Source organism: Bacillus sp. Root920, from assembly GCF_001429445.1.
Lineage (GTDB): Bacteria > Bacillota > Bacilli > Bacillales > Bacillaceae > Bacillus > Bacillus safensis.
Window position 1 is genome coordinate 1,884,759 of sequence record NZ_LMJV01000001.1, and the last position, 17,639, is coordinate 1,902,397.

General features: G+C 41.2%; 14 protein-coding genes. All 14 read left to right on the plus strand.

Going from position 1 to position 17,639, the window contains the following annotated elements:
* The first annotated feature begins 149 nt into the window (after positions 1–149).
* The 14 genes from ASE42_RS09200 to ASE42_RS09265 all read left to right on the plus strand — a co-directional run bounded on the left by ASE42_RS09200 (position 150) and on the right by ASE42_RS09265 (position 17,515).
* Positions 150–626 (plus strand): MarR family winged helix-turn-helix transcriptional regulator, encoded by a 477-nt coding sequence (locus ASE42_RS09200; protein WP_041109112.1) that lies wholly within the window; start codon positions 150–152, stop codon positions 624–626.
* Complete coding sequence (locus ASE42_RS09205; RefSeq protein WP_056766497.1) at positions 604–3,723, plus strand: MMPL family transporter; 3,120 nt, start codon at positions 604–606, stop codon at positions 3,721–3,723. The genes ASE42_RS09200 and ASE42_RS09205 overlap by 23 nt, the downstream gene beginning before the upstream one ends.
* 31 nt (positions 3,724–3,754) lie before the next feature.
* The gene (gene ymfI / locus ASE42_RS09210) at positions 3,755–4,483 is read left to right on the plus strand and encodes an elongation factor P 5-aminopentanone reductase (RefSeq protein ID WP_056766499.1); all 729 of its coding nucleotides are present in this window, start codon (positions 3,755–3,757) and stop codon (positions 4,481–4,483) included.
* Positions 4,484–4,556: 73 nt separating this feature from the next.
* Positions 4,557–4,814 (plus strand): DUF3243 domain-containing protein, encoded by a 258-nt coding sequence (locus tag ASE42_RS09215; protein ID WP_056766502.1) that lies wholly within the window; start codon positions 4,557–4,559, stop codon positions 4,812–4,814.
* 131 nt (positions 4,815–4,945) lie between these two features.
* Positions 4,946–5,737: a DUF3388 domain-containing protein gene (locus ASE42_RS09220; RefSeq protein ID WP_003211480.1), complete on the plus strand. Its 792-nt coding sequence runs from the start codon at positions 4,946–4,948 to the stop codon at positions 5,735–5,737.
* A gap of 23 nt (positions 5,738–5,760) precedes the next feature.
* Positions 5,761–6,660 carry a helix-turn-helix domain-containing protein gene (locus ASE42_RS09225; RefSeq protein ID WP_056766505.1) on the plus strand — a complete coding sequence of 300 codons (900 nt, stop codon included), beginning with the start codon at positions 5,761–5,763 and terminating at the stop codon, positions 6,658–6,660.
* 74 nt (positions 6,661–6,734) lie between these two features.
* Positions 6,735–7,316, plus strand: a complete 582-nt coding sequence (gene pgsA, locus ASE42_RS09230; RefSeq protein ID WP_056766507.1) for a CDP-diacylglycerol--glycerol-3-phosphate 3-phosphatidyltransferase — start codon at positions 6,735–6,737, stop codon at positions 7,314–7,316.
* Positions 7,317–7,332: 16 nt separating this feature from the next.
* Complete coding sequence (locus tag ASE42_RS09235; RefSeq protein ID WP_056766509.1) at positions 7,333–8,583, plus strand: competence/damage-inducible protein A; 1,251 nt, start codon at positions 7,333–7,335, stop codon at positions 8,581–8,583.
* A 178-nt stretch (positions 8,584–8,761) separates the two neighbouring features.
* Positions 8,762–9,805: a recombinase RecA gene (gene recA, locus ASE42_RS09240; RefSeq protein ID WP_039178719.1), complete on the plus strand. Its 1,044-nt coding sequence runs from the start codon at positions 8,762–8,764 to the stop codon at positions 9,803–9,805.
* 143 nt (positions 9,806–9,948) lie between these two features.
* The gene (locus ASE42_RS09245; protein ID WP_056766511.1) at positions 9,949–11,124 is read left to right on the plus strand and encodes a serine hydrolase domain-containing protein; all 1,176 of its coding nucleotides are present in this window, start codon (positions 9,949–9,951) and stop codon (positions 11,122–11,124) included.
* A 233-nt stretch (positions 11,125–11,357) separates the two neighbouring features.
* Complete coding sequence (gene rny, locus ASE42_RS09250; protein ID WP_003211958.1) at positions 11,358–12,920, plus strand: ribonuclease Y; 1,563 nt, start codon at positions 11,358–11,360, stop codon at positions 12,918–12,920.
* Positions 12,921–13,010: 90 nt separating this feature from the next.
* Positions 13,011–13,805, plus strand: a complete 795-nt coding sequence (locus tag ASE42_RS09255) for a TIGR00282 family metallophosphoesterase (RefSeq protein ID WP_024424109.1) — start codon at positions 13,011–13,013, stop codon at positions 13,803–13,805.
* A 202-nt stretch (positions 13,806–14,007) separates the two neighbouring features.
* Positions 14,008–14,268: a stage V sporulation protein SpoVS gene (spoVS, locus tag ASE42_RS09260; protein ID WP_003211281.1), complete on the plus strand. Its 261-nt coding sequence runs from the start codon at positions 14,008–14,010 to the stop codon at positions 14,266–14,268.
* A 202-nt stretch (positions 14,269–14,470) separates the two neighbouring features.
* The gene (locus tag ASE42_RS09265; RefSeq protein ID WP_056766513.1) at positions 14,471–17,515 is read left to right on the plus strand and encodes an efflux RND transporter permease subunit; all 3,045 of its coding nucleotides are present in this window, start codon (positions 14,471–14,473) and stop codon (positions 17,513–17,515) included.
* Positions 17,516–17,639 lie beyond the last annotated feature (124 nt).

Consider the following 17,639-nt stretch of genomic DNA (forward strand, 5'->3'; position numbering starts at 1 on the left):
TTAAAAAGACAAACTCATATCGGCAGAGTTTGTCTTTTTTATGTTCATTGAAAAAGCCGTTTTATTTGTAAGGATATTCATTGACAATTGTTTTGGACATTAGTTAAACTCTTTAATAGTTAAACACTTAAACTAAAAAGGAGCAGCGTATGGAACAAAATAAAATTGCCCAGCTCATCCAGAGGTATGCAGATGTCTATCTCTGGATGGAGAAAAAAGTCTCGAGTATGATCACCGAAAAGCTTGATAAAGAGCTGACGCTTGATCAATATTACTCGCTTCGATACATCAATTTACATCCAGGGTGTACATCTACGGACCTTGCTAATGTATGTAATGTAAACAAAAGTGCTGTAACATCCATGACTAATCGTCTTTTTACGAAAAACTATATTTTTCGTGAACATGATCAAGCTGACAGAAGGAATGTTCACCTGTACGTCACGCCAGAGGGCAAAGAAGTGGTCAGCCGAATGGAAAAGCAGCTTCAAGACCTAGTTCGATCTTATTTTGAAAAGCTTGAAGAAAAAGAAATGGAATCATTTATTCAAACATATGAAAAGATCTATCAAGTGATCATCGAAGAGGAGGCACAAAGTACTAATGAGAGCAATCATAAAGGGTAGATGGCTGATCACGATCTTGTGGATCGTATTAGCGGCAGTGTTACTCATCACCGCTCCTAATATGGCGCAATTAACAAAAGAAAAGGGGCAAATTTCTGTACCAGACGGCTATCCGTCCTCATATGCCAATCAGTTATTAAAGAAAATGTCTGAAAACGGCGATACAGAAAAATCAATCGTCATTGTCTTTCAAGAAAAGAACATTGTGAAAGAAAGAGAAACATCTTTAAAAAAGGCAATGAATATTTTAGAAAAAGATCAAGATCTCCACATAGAGGACATCACTTCTTACTTTGAAGCCAATAAAGATATCAAAAAACAAATGCTCTCTAAAGATCAAACGACACTCCTTGTTCCAGTTACATATGACTCAAACAAAATCAAAGCGTCCGATTTTAAAGAAAGAGTCAATGAAAAGCTGAAAAGCTTAAACCTGAAATTTGAAATGACAGGGCAGCCGTTAATTGATGATGATGTTATCACAAGTTCGCAGGAAGGCCTGAAGAAAACAGAATTCATTACGATTGGGTTTATTCTCGTTGTCCTTATTCTTGTTTTTAGGTCAGCTGTGGCGCCTTTCGTTCCGTTAGTCGCAGTGGCACTGTCTTACTTGGTGAGTCAATCAATCGTGGCTTATTTAGTGAAATATGTAGACTTTCCGCTCTCGACCTTTACTCAGATCTTTATGGTCGCGATCATGTTTGGAATTGGAACGGACTACTGCATACTGCTTCTCAGCCGCTTTAAGGAAGAGATCGCACACGGTAAAGATAAAATTGAAGCGATTCTGATTACGTATAAAACAGCAGGAAAGACCGTCTTATTCAGCGGAATTGCAGTGCTGATCGGCTTTACATGTATTGGTCTGGCACAATTCCAGCTTTATAAATCAGCTGTTGCAGTAGCAGTTGGGGTTGCTGTGCTCATTGTAGCTCTTCTCACGATTGTGCCGTTCTTTATGGCAGTTTTAGGAAAGGTGTTATTTTGGCCGATTAAAGGTGATATTGCCCATCCGCAGTCAAAAATGTGGGAAACAGCAGGCCGTTTTTCATTTAAGAAACCGCTTTTCAGCTTATTAATTGTAGGAATCATTACGCTTCCGCCAATTCTCATGTATAAAGGAACTCTTTCTTATAACAGCTTAGATGAAATTGGTAATAAATACGAATCGGTTAACGCATTCAATACCATTTCTGATAAGTTTGGACCGGGTGAAGCACTTCCGGCAACAGTGGTCGTGAAATCATCTGACCTTTTAGACAACAATGAAGGGCTGATTGCCATCGAAAAACTCAGCCGTGCAATTGAACAAACAGATGGGGTCAGTAAAGTGAGAAGTGCCACACGTCCTGTCGGTAAAGGGCTGAGTGATCTGTACGTGAAATCACAAGCCAAAGAACTGAACACAGGACTTGATAAAAGCAATGAGGGCTTGAAAAACATCCAAGATGCACTGACGACAATGAGTCAATCCATTGAGGATCAAACACCGCAAATCAAATCATCAGGAAAAGGCATTAACAAATTGATATCTGGTACAGAATCTGTGCAAACAGGGATTCAAAATGTTGAAAAATCCTTAAGAAAATTGCAAAACGGCATCGACCAAAATAAAAAAGGTGTAGCAGCCATTAAAGATGAAATCAAAGGTGCAAAAAAGGAATTAATGGCTCAAGTCGCACAAGTGAATCAGCAAGTTTCACTATATAAAAGCATTTCCAAAGAATTAAAGGCAGCATTAGCGCAAGTGGATACGTCATCCTCTGCCGCAGCAGATGTAAAAGCGTTAATTAAACAAGCAAATACACAATTTAGTACCCTTGAAAAGCAAATCCCGCAGGTAAAAGAAAATCAATCGTATCAAGCCATTAAAGCTTCGTACAATGAACTTTCTGCGACCTTACAAGAAGGGGCGAAACAGGCAGACAGCTATGCCAAACAAGCGAAAGAAGCTAGAAAGCAGCTTGAAGCAGCTGATGCCTTTATCGCAAAAGCTTCTGAGCAGCAAAAAGTCTTGACGAATCAAATCGATGAACTCATTGCTGGCTTAGATGCAGTTGAAAATGGACTGGATCGAACGTCTAAAGGTCAAGGACAATTAGCCGACAATATGCCAAAGCTTGCAAATGGAGCGGGCGACATCATGAATGGCCAAAAGCAAATGAAAGAAAAGATTGGCGGCTTTGGGGATAACCTGACCAAGCTGACAGATGGCCTGAACAAAAGTGTAAATGGACTGGAGAAAATTTCGAGCGGCTTAATGGGTGCAGGCGACTACTTAGACGAACTGAAAAATGCACCAGATCAAGACATGGCCGGCTGGTTTATTCCAAAAGACGTCTTGAAAAATAAAGCATTCAAGCAAGTATTTGATTCGTACATGTCAGATGATCGCAAGATGACAAAGATTGATGTCATTTTAGAGAAAAATCCATATGGAAATGACGCCTTGTCGACGATTAAACAAGTGGAAGCTTCTGTCGAGCGGGCACTTCCTGAAACAAACCTAAAAGATGCTTCATTTGGCGTCTCAGGTGTCTCAAGTATGAATGCTGATCTGAAACAACTGTCAGACCAAGATTTCAATAAGACAGTGCTTTATATGATGATTGGTATTTTCCTTATTTTGGTGATCTTGTTCCGTTCGCTTGTCATGCCGCTTTACTTGGTAGGTTCACTCATATTGACTTACTTTACAGCAATCGGTGTAACAGAATTTATTTTCACCCATTTCTTCGGATATCCAGGCATTAACTGGGCTGTACCATTCTTTGGATTTGTCATATTAATGGCGCTCGGAGTCGATTATTCGATTTTCTTAATGGAGCGGTTCAATGAATACAAAACAAAAGACATCCAGTTTGCCATGACTGAATCGATGAAAAATATGGGGTCTGTCATTATGTCTGCTGCTGTTATTTTGGCAGGAACATTTGCCGCCATGCTTCCATCAGGTGTGCTGTCTCTCTTGCAGATTGCAACACTTGTCCTTACAGGACTTTTACTGTACGCACTCGTTGTGCTACCATTGTTCGTACCTGTGATGGTGAAATTGTTCGGATCAGCCAACTGGTTCCCATTTAAACGAAAAGAATAGGTATTCTATATAGAAAGAAGGAATCAATGTGATGAGTCGTTGGGCGCTGATAACAGGTGCCAGTGGCGGGATTGGGCAGGCAGCAGCGAAAAAGCTTGCCCAAGAAGGCTGCCATGTGATGCTCCATTATCATAAAAATGAACAGGCAGCTATGCGCCTCGCCGCTCATTTGGATGAGGCATATTCCATTCAAACGCACGTTGTTCAAGCCGATTTATCTAAAACGGGCGGAGCAGATGAGCTTGTCAGCCGTCTGCCGCTCTGTCCAGATATTCTTGTTTTAAATAGCGGCAGAAGCCATGTCGGATTGGTGACAGACACAGAAAAAGACGTATTAGCCAGTATGGTGCAGCTTCATGTCACAAGTCCATATGAGCTTACCCAATCCCTTTTACCCGCCATGATTCGAAAGAAAGCAGGCCATATCATTGCGGTCAGCTCGATATGGGGAGAAACGGGAGCATCGTGTGAAGTGCTGTACAGCATGGTCAAAGGTGCGCAAAATGCGTTTATCAAAGGATTAGCAAAAGAGCTTGCTCCAAGTGGAATTAGAGCAAATGCTGTCTCGCCAGGTGCTGTCAAAACAGACATGATGAATCGTTTTACGCAGGAAGACATCACAATGCTGGAAGAAGAAATTCCGCTTGGCCGGCTTGCATCCCCTGAGGAAGTTGCAGATGTCATTTGGTTTCTCGCCTCAAAACAGTCAAGTTATATCACAGGTCAAATTTTATCTGTCAATGGCGGCTGGTACTGTTAAAAAACGTGTATAATTCGTCTCTCCATGACAAAAGCTATGGCTGTAATTCATCTTTTCGAATGGAGGAATAGACATGTCTGTACTTGAGAACTGGGACCATTGGAAAAACTTTTTAGGTGATCGCTTAAATCATGCGCAGGATAAAGGTTTAGAAGATGAGACCATCAATAACCTTGCGTATGAAATTGGCGGATATCTAGCTAACGAAGTTGACGCAAAGAACGAGCAGGAAAGAGTACTTGCTGACCTTTGGAGCGTTGCATCAGAAGATGAGCAGCGTGCCATTGCAAATATGATGGTCAAGCTAGTTGAAAATAATAGCTCGCACTAAACAAAAAGAGAGGTCGATTGTGCCTCTCTTTTTATTTTAACCGTTTGACAACATTGTGCTTTCTAAAAATGTGAAAATGCTTTATGATAAAGGAAGGTAAAAATTTGCCACAATGAAGGGGGTAATATCATTTGGCAAAGCTCGAATGGTATTTTGAATATGAGATACAGGTAAACCGTCCCGGACTTTTAGGAGACATTTCTTCTCTAATGGGGATGCTTTCAATTAATATTGTGACAATCAATGGTGTTGATGTATCAAGACGCGGAATGCTTTTACGCTGTGACCACACAGATCAAATAAAGCGGCTTGAATCAATTTTAAATACAATGGAAACGATAAAAGTAACGAAATTAAGACAGCCGAAGCTGCGTGACCGCTTAGCTGTTCGTCATGGAAGATACATACAGCGTGATGCCGATGACAAAAAGACGTTCCGTTTTGAAAGAGACGAGCTCGGTCTTCTTGTTGATTTTATGGCTGAACTCTTTAAAAAAGAAGGACATAAATTGATTGGGATTCGCGGAATGCCGCGTGTCGGAAAAACAGAATCAATTGTGGCTTCAAGTGTTTGTGCCAGCAAGAGATGGCTGTTTGTATCATCAACTCTTTTGAAACAGACGATCCGAAGTCAGCTGATCGCAGATGAATACAGCCCAGATAACGTCTTTATTATTGATGGGATTGTGTCGACAAGAAGAGGTTCTGAGAAGCATTTGCAGCTTTTAAGGGAAATTATGAGACTGCCGGCAACGAAGGTGGTCGAGCATCCAGACATCTTTATTCAAAATTCAGAATATACAATGGATGATTTCGACTATATCATTGAATTGCGGAATAGCGCAGACGAAGAGATTACATATGAACACGCTGAAGAACCACAAGTGTTTGATCATTCTGGTTTTTCTGGCTTCGATTTTTAATATGGTAATGGTAGGTGTTTGTTTTGACTGAATTGGGAAAACGGCTCGTTGAGGCCAGAGAGGAAAAAGGGATGTCGCTGGAGGATCTGATGGCGGTGACCAAGATCCAAAAGCGCTATTTGCTAGCAATCGAACAAGGAAACTATGATATTATTCCAGGTAAATTTTACGTCAGAGCGTTTATTAAACAATATGCCGAAGCCGTTGGACTGAATCCTGAACAATTGTTCGAAGAATTTCGTAAAGATGTTCCAAGCACGTATAACGATGAAGTATCTGATAAATTATCGAATATTAAGCCGCAAAGAGAGCTGCCAAAGCCTGCCTCGAAAGTGCTTGAACTATTGCCGACAATTTTAATTATTGGAGGCATCATTGTGGTCATCGCCATCATTTATGTGATCGTGCAGGCGGTCAATCATGATAGCGGACAGAAGAATAATCAGGCGGCCCCTCAGCAATCAGAATCTAAATATGAAGTATCTAAGGATTCATCTCTTGCAAAAGATCAAAAGAAAAAAGAAAAAGCTTCGTCAGATGATAAAGAAAAATCATCTAAAAAAGATGATTCATCAAAAGACGATGAAACTGTATCATTAAAGGCGACGAATACAGAAGGCTCGACAACAACGTATGAAGTATCAGGTGCAGACGAAATGGAGTTAAAAATTTCTGCCTCGCAAGCTTCATGGTTGCGTGTAAGAGACGAATCTGGAAAAGTGTTGAAGATGGGCGAACTAAAAGATGGCGAATCGTTTAAAACAGACCTGTCTGATCTTTCTCAGGTCGATATCCGTCTAGGCAATGCGTCTGGAATTGATATCAAGGTAAATGACGAGACACTTAAGTACGAATTAGACCCTAAGAACACCATGACACAAAACATTGTGATTGTGAATAAAGGAAAGGAAAAGTCATCTTAAGCAAGTAGATGACTTTTCTTTTGTTCCTACTATTATATACATAAAAAAATTGCATTATTGGAGGATTGGATTTCATGTTTAACTTACCGAATAAAATAACCCTTTCTAGGATCGCCTTGATCCCTGTTTTTATGATTATTATGCTTGCACCGCTAGATTGGGGTGTTGCGCGCTTTGGCGACGTCAGCATCGAAGTGACGCACCTTGTTGGAGCGATCCTGTTTATTGTCGCTTCAACAACTGACTGGATTGATGGATACTACGCACGTAAGCTTAATTTAGTGACGAACTTTGGTAAATTTTTAGATCCGCTTGCAGATAAATTGCTTGTTTCAGCTGCTTTAATTATACTTGTTCAATACAACCTCACACCGGCATGGATGGCGATTGTGATCATCAGCCGTGAATTTGCTGTAACTGGTCTAAGGCTTGTATTAGCCGGAGGCGGTGAAGTAGTGGCAGCGAATATGCTTGGAAAGGTGAAGACATGGGCGCAGATCATTGCGATTTCAGCACTTTTACTGCATAACCTGCCGTTTGAACTTGTATCATTCCCGTTTGGTGATCTGGCGATGTGGGTAGCGGTGTTCTTCACTGTTGTCTCAGGCTGGGATTACTTTGTAAAAAACTGGGAAACTTTAAAGAATTCTAACTAAAAAGGACGTGTACGCTTTGAAGTCAGAGAGAAAAGCAGAAATTATTGCAGTCGGTTCCGAACTATTGCTAGGGCAAATTACGAATACGAATGCACAATTCATCAGCAAACAACTAGCTGAAATTGGTGTGAATGTTTATTACCACACAGCAGTTGGTGACAATCCAGAGCGTTTAAAACAGGCCATTCAGGTGGCGCAGGAAAGATCTAATTTTATTATCTTCTCGGGTGGTCTTGGACCAACCAAAGATGACTTAACAAAAGAAACCATTGCGAGCACGCTTGGGAAAGAGCTTGTACTAAATGAAGAAGCATTTGAATCGATTCAAGACTACTTTCGAAAGACCGGCCGCGTTATGTCACCGAACAACCGTAAGCAGGCACTCGTTCTAGAAGGATCTGATGTGCTCGTGAACCGTTTCGGGATGGCCCCGGGTATGTTTATTCAAGAAGACGATACGTTTTATATGCTTCTTCCTGGACCGCCAAGTGAATTGCACCCGATGTTTGAAAACGAGGCAAAGCCGCTGATTTCTGAGAAGCTTGGCTTAAAGGAAAAGATCGTGTCTGTTGTTCTGCGCTTCTTCGGAATCGGTGAATCGCAGCTTGAAACAGACCTAGAAGATTTAATTGATGCTCAAACCAACCCGACGATTGCACCACTCGCATCTGACGGTGAAGTGACGCTAAGGCTGACTGCTAAGCATGAGGATGAAAAAGAAACAGAGCGTCTGTTAAAAGAAACAGAAGCGCAAATTTTAGCGCGGGTAGGAGAGTACTTCTACGGATATGGTGATACATCACTTGTCCGCGAAGCGTCCAAAGCCTTGCACGAGCACGGGAAAACAGTAGCAGCAGCAGAAAGCCTGACTGGCGGAATGTTCTCCGAATGGCTGACAGATCTCGAAGGAGCATCATCCATTTTGAACGGAAGTGTGGTTTGTTATACAAACCAAGTCAAGCAGCAGGTACTTGGCTGCCGGGAAGAAACACTGTCTTCTCATGGTGCTGTCAGCAAAGAGTGTGCTTTAGAGCTTGCTGAAGGGGTTAGAAAGCTGACCGGAAGTGATATTGGCATTAGCTTTACGGGTGTAGCAGGACCTGATACCCAAGAGGGTCAGCCTGTTGGAAAAGTGTTCATTGGACTATCTACGAAAGACCAGACGGACGTGTTTGAATGGATGTTTACAGGTAGCCGGTCGGGCATTCGAAAGCGCGCTGTGAAATATGGTCTGCATCACTTACTCAACTTATTAAAAGAGAGTTAATTTTGTTTTTTGTTAGGTTTACTCCTTTATAAAAGAGCGTTTTTTCTAATAGAAAACACTCTTTTCTTAAAAAATCTGCCGAGAAAAAAATCGAATATGTGTTCGTTTTTTTCTTGGCAAATGACGTAAAACAAGGTATAGTATAGATAGTGGAATTGATAAAGGAGGAAACAATAGAATGAGTGATCGTCAAGCAGCCTTAGATATGGCTCTTAAACAAATAGAAAAACAGTTTGGTAAAGGCTCTATTATGAAACTAGGAGAGCAAACAGATACACGTATTTCAACAGTACCTAGTGGTTCGTTAGCACTTGATACTGCGCTTGGAATAGGCGGATATCCCCGCGGCCGTATTATCGAAGTATATGGTCCAGAGAGTTCTGGTAAAACGACAGTAGCCCTTCATGCCATTGCTGAAGTTCAGCAGCAGGGAGGACAAGCTGCATTTATTGATGCAGAGCATGCACTCGATCCAGTTTACGCTCAAAAACTAGGTGTCAACATTGATGAATTGTTACTTTCTCAGCCGGATACAGGAGAGCAAGCACTTGAAATTGCAGAAGCTCTTGTCCGCAGCGGGGCAGTTGATATTGTTGTTATTGACTCTGTAGCTGCTCTTGTACCAAAAGCAGAGATTGAAGGAGATATGGGTGATTCACACGTTGGTCTTCAAGCACGTTTGATGTCCCAAGCACTTCGTAAACTATCAGGTGCTATCAATAAATCAAAAACAATTGCCATCTTTATTAACCAAATTCGTGAAAAAGTTGGGGTCATGTTCGGTAACCCTGAAACAACGCCAGGTGGACGTGCGCTGAAGTTCTATTCGTCTGTTCGTTTAGAAGTGCGCCGTGCTGAACAGCTGAAACAAGGCAATGACATTATGGGGAATAAAACGAGAATTAAAGTGGTCAAAAACAAAGTAGCACCGCCATTCCGTATTGCCGAAGTAGACATTATGTACGGTGAAGGGATCTCAAAAGAGGGAGAAATCATCGACCTTGGAAGCGAGCTAGATATCGTACAAAAGAGCGGTGCTTGGTATTCTTACCAAGAGGAACGTCTTGGACAAGGCCGTGAAAATGCGAAACAGTTCCTAAAAGAAAATAAAGATATCATGCTGATGATCCAGGAGCAAATTCGCGAACATTACGGCTTGGATACTAACGGAGTAACGCAGCAGGAATCTGAAGAGGCGCTAGAACAATTAGAATTAGAATAAAAATAAAATTAGTATGAAATGATAAAAAAGGCTGGGTGAAAAAACTCAGCCTTTTTTATTTTGCAAAAAACTTTCGACAACTTTTTCAGTACTTCATCCGTCTAAAGTGTACAAAATGGAATTTATTTTGGGAGGAAAAAATAATGACAAGCCCGACCCGCAGAAGAACTGCCAAACGCAGAGGGAGAAAACCAAGTCAGAGGGGAAAACTTGTGCTTGTTTTTTTAGCCGCGATGATTTGCTTAACGATGTGGAATGTGCTTCATCGAACTAGTGAAGAGAACAACCCGTTTCAAAAAACTGCAGTAGCTTTAGAAAATAGCCAGAAAAAAGAAGTTAAAAGGAAAACCGCCAAAATATCAGAGAAACAAATCAAAACAGTGGACCGCAATCACAAAATCAGCAGTTATTTAAATGAGATCGGTTTCAGCGGAACAGCCATGATTGTTAGAAATGGAGAAATTGTAACAAATAAAGGTTTTGGTTATGCAGACCGTAAACGAAAAATTCAAAATAATCCATTAACATCTTTTTATGTCGGTTCGTCACAAAAAGCGCTGATTGCAACCGCTATTTTGCAGCTTGAGGAAAAGGGGAAACTTCAGACAAGTGCTCCGGTAAGCACGTATTTACCTCATTTCCCTAACGGACAAACGATTACTTTGAAAAATCTGCTGACACATACATCGGGAATAAACGGACATATTGAAGGAAATGGCGCAATTACTCCGGACGAATTAATAAAAGACATAGAACGTCAGGGAATTCATCGGCAGCCGGGCATATGGGGCTACAAGGATTCCAACTATTCTGTTCTTGCTTATATTGTGGCTGAAGTAAGCGGTGAGTCCTATGAACAATATATAACGAATCATATTTTTAAACCGGCGGGAATGACGCATGCAGGCTTTTACAAAACATATGAAAAAGAACCTTATCCTGCTGTCGGGTATAAGCTGAAAGGCAGCAAAGCGGTTACACCGTATATGCCCGATCTATCTCAGCTTTACGGTGCTGGAGATATTTATATGAGTGCTATAGATATGTACAAATTTGACCAAGCCCTGATAGACGGCAAACTGTATTCACAGAAGAGCTATAAAAAGATGTTTACGCCAGGAAGCAGCTCCACATACGGAATGGGATTTTATGTTGCTCCCGGTAGCTATTCAAACCATGGTGTCATGCCGGGCTTCAACATTTTGAACAGCTTTAGCAAATCTGGGCAAACCATCGTTGTTTTGTTCTCAAATATACAAAATAACACTAAACTGGGCCAAGTGAACAATAAAGTATATCAGCTGCTGAATCAAGAATAATTCTGATCTGCTTTTGCAAACGCTAAGATAGCTAGCTTGACAAGTATTTCCGACACAATTACAATGGGAATGTATCACTTGTTTTTCTTAACATGATTGATAACTAATTTAAACTTGACAAGGGCAGTGAGGATCTCATTCCCTGTGAAGGCCCTGTATGTTGAGACACAAAACAATGTACATGCCGACACTTTATTTGTAAAACCAAGTTCATAGCAAGAGGAGGTGAAAATATGTCGCCTACGATGTTTACGATCATCTCCATTTTGCTGAGCCTAATCTGTTTAGTTGTTGGCTACTTTGTTCGTAAAACCATTGCAGAAGCAAAAATATCCGGCGCAAGAAACATGGCCGAACAAATTGTTGAGGATGCAAAGCGTGATGCGGAAGCATTGAAGAAAGAAGCGCTCTTGGAAGCGAAAGATGAAATTCATTCGTTTCGTGTAGAGGCGGAGCAAGAAGTTCGTGAAAGACGAAATGAGCTTCAAAGACAAGAAAACCGTTTACTTCAAAAAGAGGAAAATCTTGATCGCAAAGACGAATCTTTAGATAAACGGGAGTCCCTGTTGGAGAAGAGAGATCATTCTCTGAATGAACGACAACAACATATTGAAGAGATGGAAAGCAAAGTGGATGATATGATTCGTTTGCAGAAAGCCGAGTTGGAACGTATTTCAAGTCTAACTCGAGATGAAGCGAAACAAATCATTCTGGATCAAGTTGAAAATGAGCTTTCCCACGACATTGCAGTCATGACGAAAGAATCTGAAAACCGAGCGAAAGAAGAGGCTGACAAAAAGGCGAAAAATATTCTTTCACTTGCGTTACAGCGTTGTGCAGCTGATCATGTGGCTGAAACAACGGTATCTGTAGTCAATCTTCCAAATGATGAGATGAAAGGTCGTATTATCGGACGTGAAGGACGAAATATCCGTACGTTAGAAACGTTAACAGGTATTGACTTGATCATAGATGATACACCTGAAGCTGTTATACTATCGGGCTTTGATCCGATTAGACGTGAAACAGCGAGGATAGCTCTGGACAAGCTAGTCCAGGATGGCCGCATTCATCCTGCACGAATTGAAGAAATGGTGGAAAAATCACGCCGTGAAGTCGATGATTATATCCGCGAGATGGGTGAGCAAACGACATTCGAAGTCGGAGTTCACGGTCTGCATCCGGATCTGATCAAAATTCTCGGACGCTTAAAATTCCGTACAAGTTATGGACAAAATGTCCTGAAGCATTCAATTGAGGTTGCACATCTTGCAGGTCTCATGGCTTCAGAGCTTGGAGAAGATGCAAAGCTTGCAAAACGAGCAGGTCTTCTGCATGACATTGGAAAAGCCATTGATCACGAAGTAGAAGGAAGCCACGTAGAAATTGGCGTTGAGCTTGCGACGAAATATAAAGAGCATCCTGTTGTCATCAACAGTATTGCCTCTCACCACGGTGACCAAGAACCGACATCTATTATCGCTGTTCTTGTTGCGGCAGCTGATGCATTATCTGCAGCACGCCCTGGTGCAAGAAGTGAGACGCTTGAAAATTACATTCGGAGACTTGAAAAATTAGAAGATATCTCTGAATCTTATGAAGGTGTTGAAAAATCGTTTGCGATACAGGCTGGACGTGAAGTACGTATTATGGTGAAGCCAGATTCAATTAATGATCTTGAAGCTCACCGTCTAGCAAGGGATATTCGTAAGCGAATTGAGGACGAGCTCGATTACCCTGGTCACATTAAAGTGACAGTCATTCGAGAAACTCGCGCAGTAGAGTATGCAAAATAGAGCGGTGCGCTTAGCGCCGCTTTATTTTTTTGTGTAAATATGCAACACTGATAAGAAGATCAATTTAAAAGAGAAAGGGTTCAAAAGCGCATGAAAATATTATTTGTTGGAGATATTGTCGGTTCACCTGGCAGAGACACACTGAAAGAATACTTGCCAAAGCTGAAGAAAAAATATCAGCCGCACTTTACCATTGTCAACGGAGAAAATGCTGCTCACGGGAAAGGTCTAACTGAAAAAATCTATCATGAGCTGCTGCAAGCAGGAGCTGATGTGCTCACAATGGGCAACCATACATGGGATAAAAGAGACATTTTCGATTTCATCGATGATGCAGCTAATATGGTCCGTCCTGCTAACTTCCCAGAAGGCACACCTGGAAAAGGTCTCACGTTTATTAAAAAACAAGGAAAAGAATTGGCTGTCATCAACCTGCAAGGACGTACGTTTTTACCGCCAATTGACTGCCCATTTCAAAAAGTAGATGAATTAATTGCGGAAGCATCCAAACGGACACCGTTTATTTTTATTGATTTTCATGGTGAAGCCACAAGTGAAAAGCAGGCGATGGGCTGGTATACAGACGGCCGTGCATCATGTGTCGTTGGAACGCATACACATGTTCAAACAGCAGATAACCGCGTATTGCCAAAAGGAACTGCGTATATTTCAGATGTCGGGATGACAGGACCTTATGATGGCATTTTAGGTGTTGACCGAGAAACGATCATTAAACGATTCAAAACAAGTCTCCCAGTCCGGTTTGAAATTGCAGAAGGCCGCACGACGTTAAGTGCAGTAATCGTAGAAATTGACGAACAGTCGAAAAAAGCTGTCAAAATTGATCGAATTTTGATAAATGATGACCATATTTTCTTTGAATAAATGTTCACATATTTATTTCAGAAAAATATTAATCAGAAAGAAGGAATATGTGCCCTCTATCGTGAATATAGTAAAAATGGTAGGTAGCCTGCTATTTTTGAAAAACATTTTGGGGATGGATTTTCAAAAAAATAGCATCATCTAACAAAGATTGTTCTAATGAACACTCACTTATCCATTGTAAATTTAAGGGGGAGCAGAAATGGAAATTTTAAAAGTTTCAGCAAAGTCAAATCCGAATTCAGTAGCAGGAGCATTAGCCGGCGTTTTACGTGAACGCGGTGCAGCGGAAATACAAGCAATCGGCGCTGGAGCACTGAATCAGGCGGTTAAGGCTGTCGCCATTGCAAGGGGATTTGTCGCGCCAAGCGGAGTGGATTTGATATGCATTCCAGCCTTTACTGACATTCTGATCGATGGAGAAGAAAGAACAGCCATCAAATTGATTGTTGAGCCACGATAATTCTAATTTTATTATTTTCAACCTGCTTACATCATGTAAGCAGGTTGTTTTTGTTTACCGCTATACATTTCTTATATAACATATTCAGTTCGTGAAATAGATAAAAATGACATATTAGAGCTTGCATTTTTTCACCATGATGATAAATTAAGATTAAGTTGAATTTACTTCATCAAAAATAAATATTTAAGTAGGTGAAATAATGTTCGAAGCTTTTTTGAAAAGAGGAAAGCTTGTTTTTATTTTATTTTTTATCGTTCTCATTGCTGGCGGCTATTTATTCGCGCAGCTTCCTAAACGAGAACTGCCAGAATTCGAGGCGAATCTCGTCACGATTTCTACCGTTTTTCCTGGTGCAGATGCAAAACAGGTGGAAAGAGATGTCACCAATAAGCTGGAATCAGCCCTATCTGATATCAACGGTGTAGAGAAAACGAGCTCGGTTTCTGCCATTGGTTTCTCAAATATTGTGCTTGAAATTGAGGACCAAGCCGACTTTCAAAAGGTGGCAAGTCAAATTAAGAATGAAACCACAAGTGCTGCGTCGTCTTTTCCTGACGGGGTGAAGGAGCCGGAAGTAAAGGATGAATTCGGCAGCGTGCCGGTTGGCTCTTATATGATTGTGTCGAGTGAATCATCGGACTTAGCAAAGAGTCAGCAATCGCTGCGTGCATTGAAGGAAAAAGTAGAGGACATCAAAGGGGTAGACAGTGTCGTTATCAAAGGCTTCAATGACAAACAAGCGATATTAAACTTAGATTCAAACAAACTGGAGGGTGAAGGGCTCAATGTAACTGATGTCACAAATGCCATCAATCAGGAATTTGACACATCTCCACTAGGCGATATTCGGGCAGGCAAAGAGAAGGTGAAGCTGTCCATCGATACATATGACCGCTTAGATCAGGTTAAAAAAATTGAGCTTTTCTCAAAAACGAAAAGAGAGCCGGTCACAATTAGTCAGCTTGGCAGTTTAAAAGAAGTAGAAAAACAGAAAAGTGATATTGTGTCGTATAACGGAAAGCCCGCTTATTCATTTACTGTGAATATTAAACCAGGGCTTGATATTCCTAAAATGTATGACAAAGTCAGTGATGTCATTGAGAAAGAAAAGCAGCTGCCAAATGGGGTGGAGTGGGTAGACTACTATTCACAAAAAAGTGAAGTGGATACCATTTTCAATGATTTAATAAAAGAAGCCATTGTTGCGGTCATTGCGGTCATAATTGTTACCACACTTGGACTCACGATTGGCGGGGCGTTTATCGTTTCACTCGCCATTCCGCTATCCATTACAATTGGAACGATTCCGCTGCCATTTTTACAAGTGGACCTCAATCAAATTTCGATCATCGGCTTTATCATTGCTTTAGGGATACTTGTCGATGATGCCATAGTCGTCAATGATAATATTTTAAGACAAATGAAAAAATACGAAAGTCCGCTTAAAGGAACAATTGCAGGGGTGAAAGAAGTCGCAGGGTCCATTTTGACATCAACACTAGCTGTTGTGTTTGCCTTCCTGCCGCTTGTATTCCTATCAGGTGCAAACGGTTCATTTATTCGGGCATTACCGTCTGTTCTAGTTACGACTGTGCTTGCGTCCATGGTGATCTCTCTGACACTTGTACCGGTCTATCAATATACTGTGAACCGGAAAAGAAAGAACAAAAACAGTCAAAAAGAGCCGGGATTCCTAGGGAAACCATTAAAAAGGCTGGCTGATTTCTATGCAGACCGTGTGCTGACAAACATTGTGAAGCGGCCGCTCGTTATTGGACTAAGTGGTTTGCTCGTTGCAAGCCTAGCCTTTTTACTTATTTTCGTCACACCATTTGAATTTTTCCCTGCGGCGAATAAGAAAGAAGTGGTCGTCACTGTCACGCTTCCAAGTGAAACAACATTAGACAAAACAAATGAAACACTAAAGAAAATAGAACAAGAGATCAAACAGCAAAAAGGCATTGAAGAAACGGCGGTTTTTGCAGGCGGCGGTGTGCCGAACCTGTTTAATGAAAGTATTTCAAACGCAAGTGACCACACGGGTCAGGTTGTCGTGAGAGTAGACAATGATCAGATGACAAGTAAGGTATTAATAGATCGTATGACCGAGCCTTTGCGAGAGACATTCAAAGAGGCTGAAATCTTTATGAATACCATTGTACAAGGGCCGCCAACTGGAGCGCCAGTGACAGTAACGGTTGCGGGTGACTCTTTTTCAAAGCTCATTGATGTCAAAGAAACGCTGACAAATGAAATGAAAGACAAAGGGGCAAGCTTGATTACGGACGATGTCAATCAGCCGGTGAAAACGATCTCCTTTGAATTAAACCGCGAGCGGATGGCAGAGGATGGGCTCAGTGCTCAATTTGTCAGCAGACAGCTTGGTCTTGTGACAGAAGGGATTCCATTAGGTACCTTTCAACAAGGAACAAATGATATCGATTTAGTGGTGAAACAGGATATAGGCACACATCAAAATGGTTTAAAGCTAAAAGAAATGAATGTGCCTGTGAAGACAAATGAGGGCGGTATGCCTCAACTTGAGCCGCTTAGCCGATATGTAAAAGAAAAAGAAACAGAGCAGTACGAAAGCATTCCACATGAAAATGGAGTGCCGACCATTACGCTGAAGGCGTATCCCGGTGCATCAGATTCGTTTAAAGACGATATGAAAGAAGTCGTCAATCAAGTGGGAAAAAGTGCTTCAGCGAAGGATTTGACCATTTCACAAGGTGGAGAAAATGAAAATCAGACACAGTTCTTTATTGAAATTAGTCTCTTATTTGCAGTTGTCTTGCTGCTCATTTATGTGACCATCGCATTCCAGTTCAATTCATTGATGCTTCCGCTGTTAGTTCTAGGAACGGTTTACTTAGCCGTATCAGGAGCCATTATTGGACTGTTTGTCACACAAACACCATTCAGCTTTATGGCAACAATGGGAATTGTCTCATTGGCTGGTATTGTCGTCCGAAATGCGGTCGTCCTCTTCGAATTTATTGAGCAGCGGCGCAAGCAAGGGTTTGATCAACAGACAGCTGTCATTGAAGCAGGAAGAGCAAGGATTAGACCGATTCTCTTAACAGCATTTACGGCACTTGTTGCACTAATGCCTGTTGCATTAAGTCATGATCCACTCTTTAAGCCGCTGGCCATCTGCATTGTATCTGGTGTCTTTTTCTCAACAATACTGACATTATTCATTGTGCCAGCCCTATATGTTGCCGTTTCAAAGAAACGCTGACGATGAAAGCAAATCTCCGCTCGAAAGGAGATTTGCTTTTTTTTTAGAAAAATATCCAAAAAAATATGTGGGGTGTTCATTTGTCTTTTTCTAGTAGACAGTGGTATTTACGACTAAAATAAGT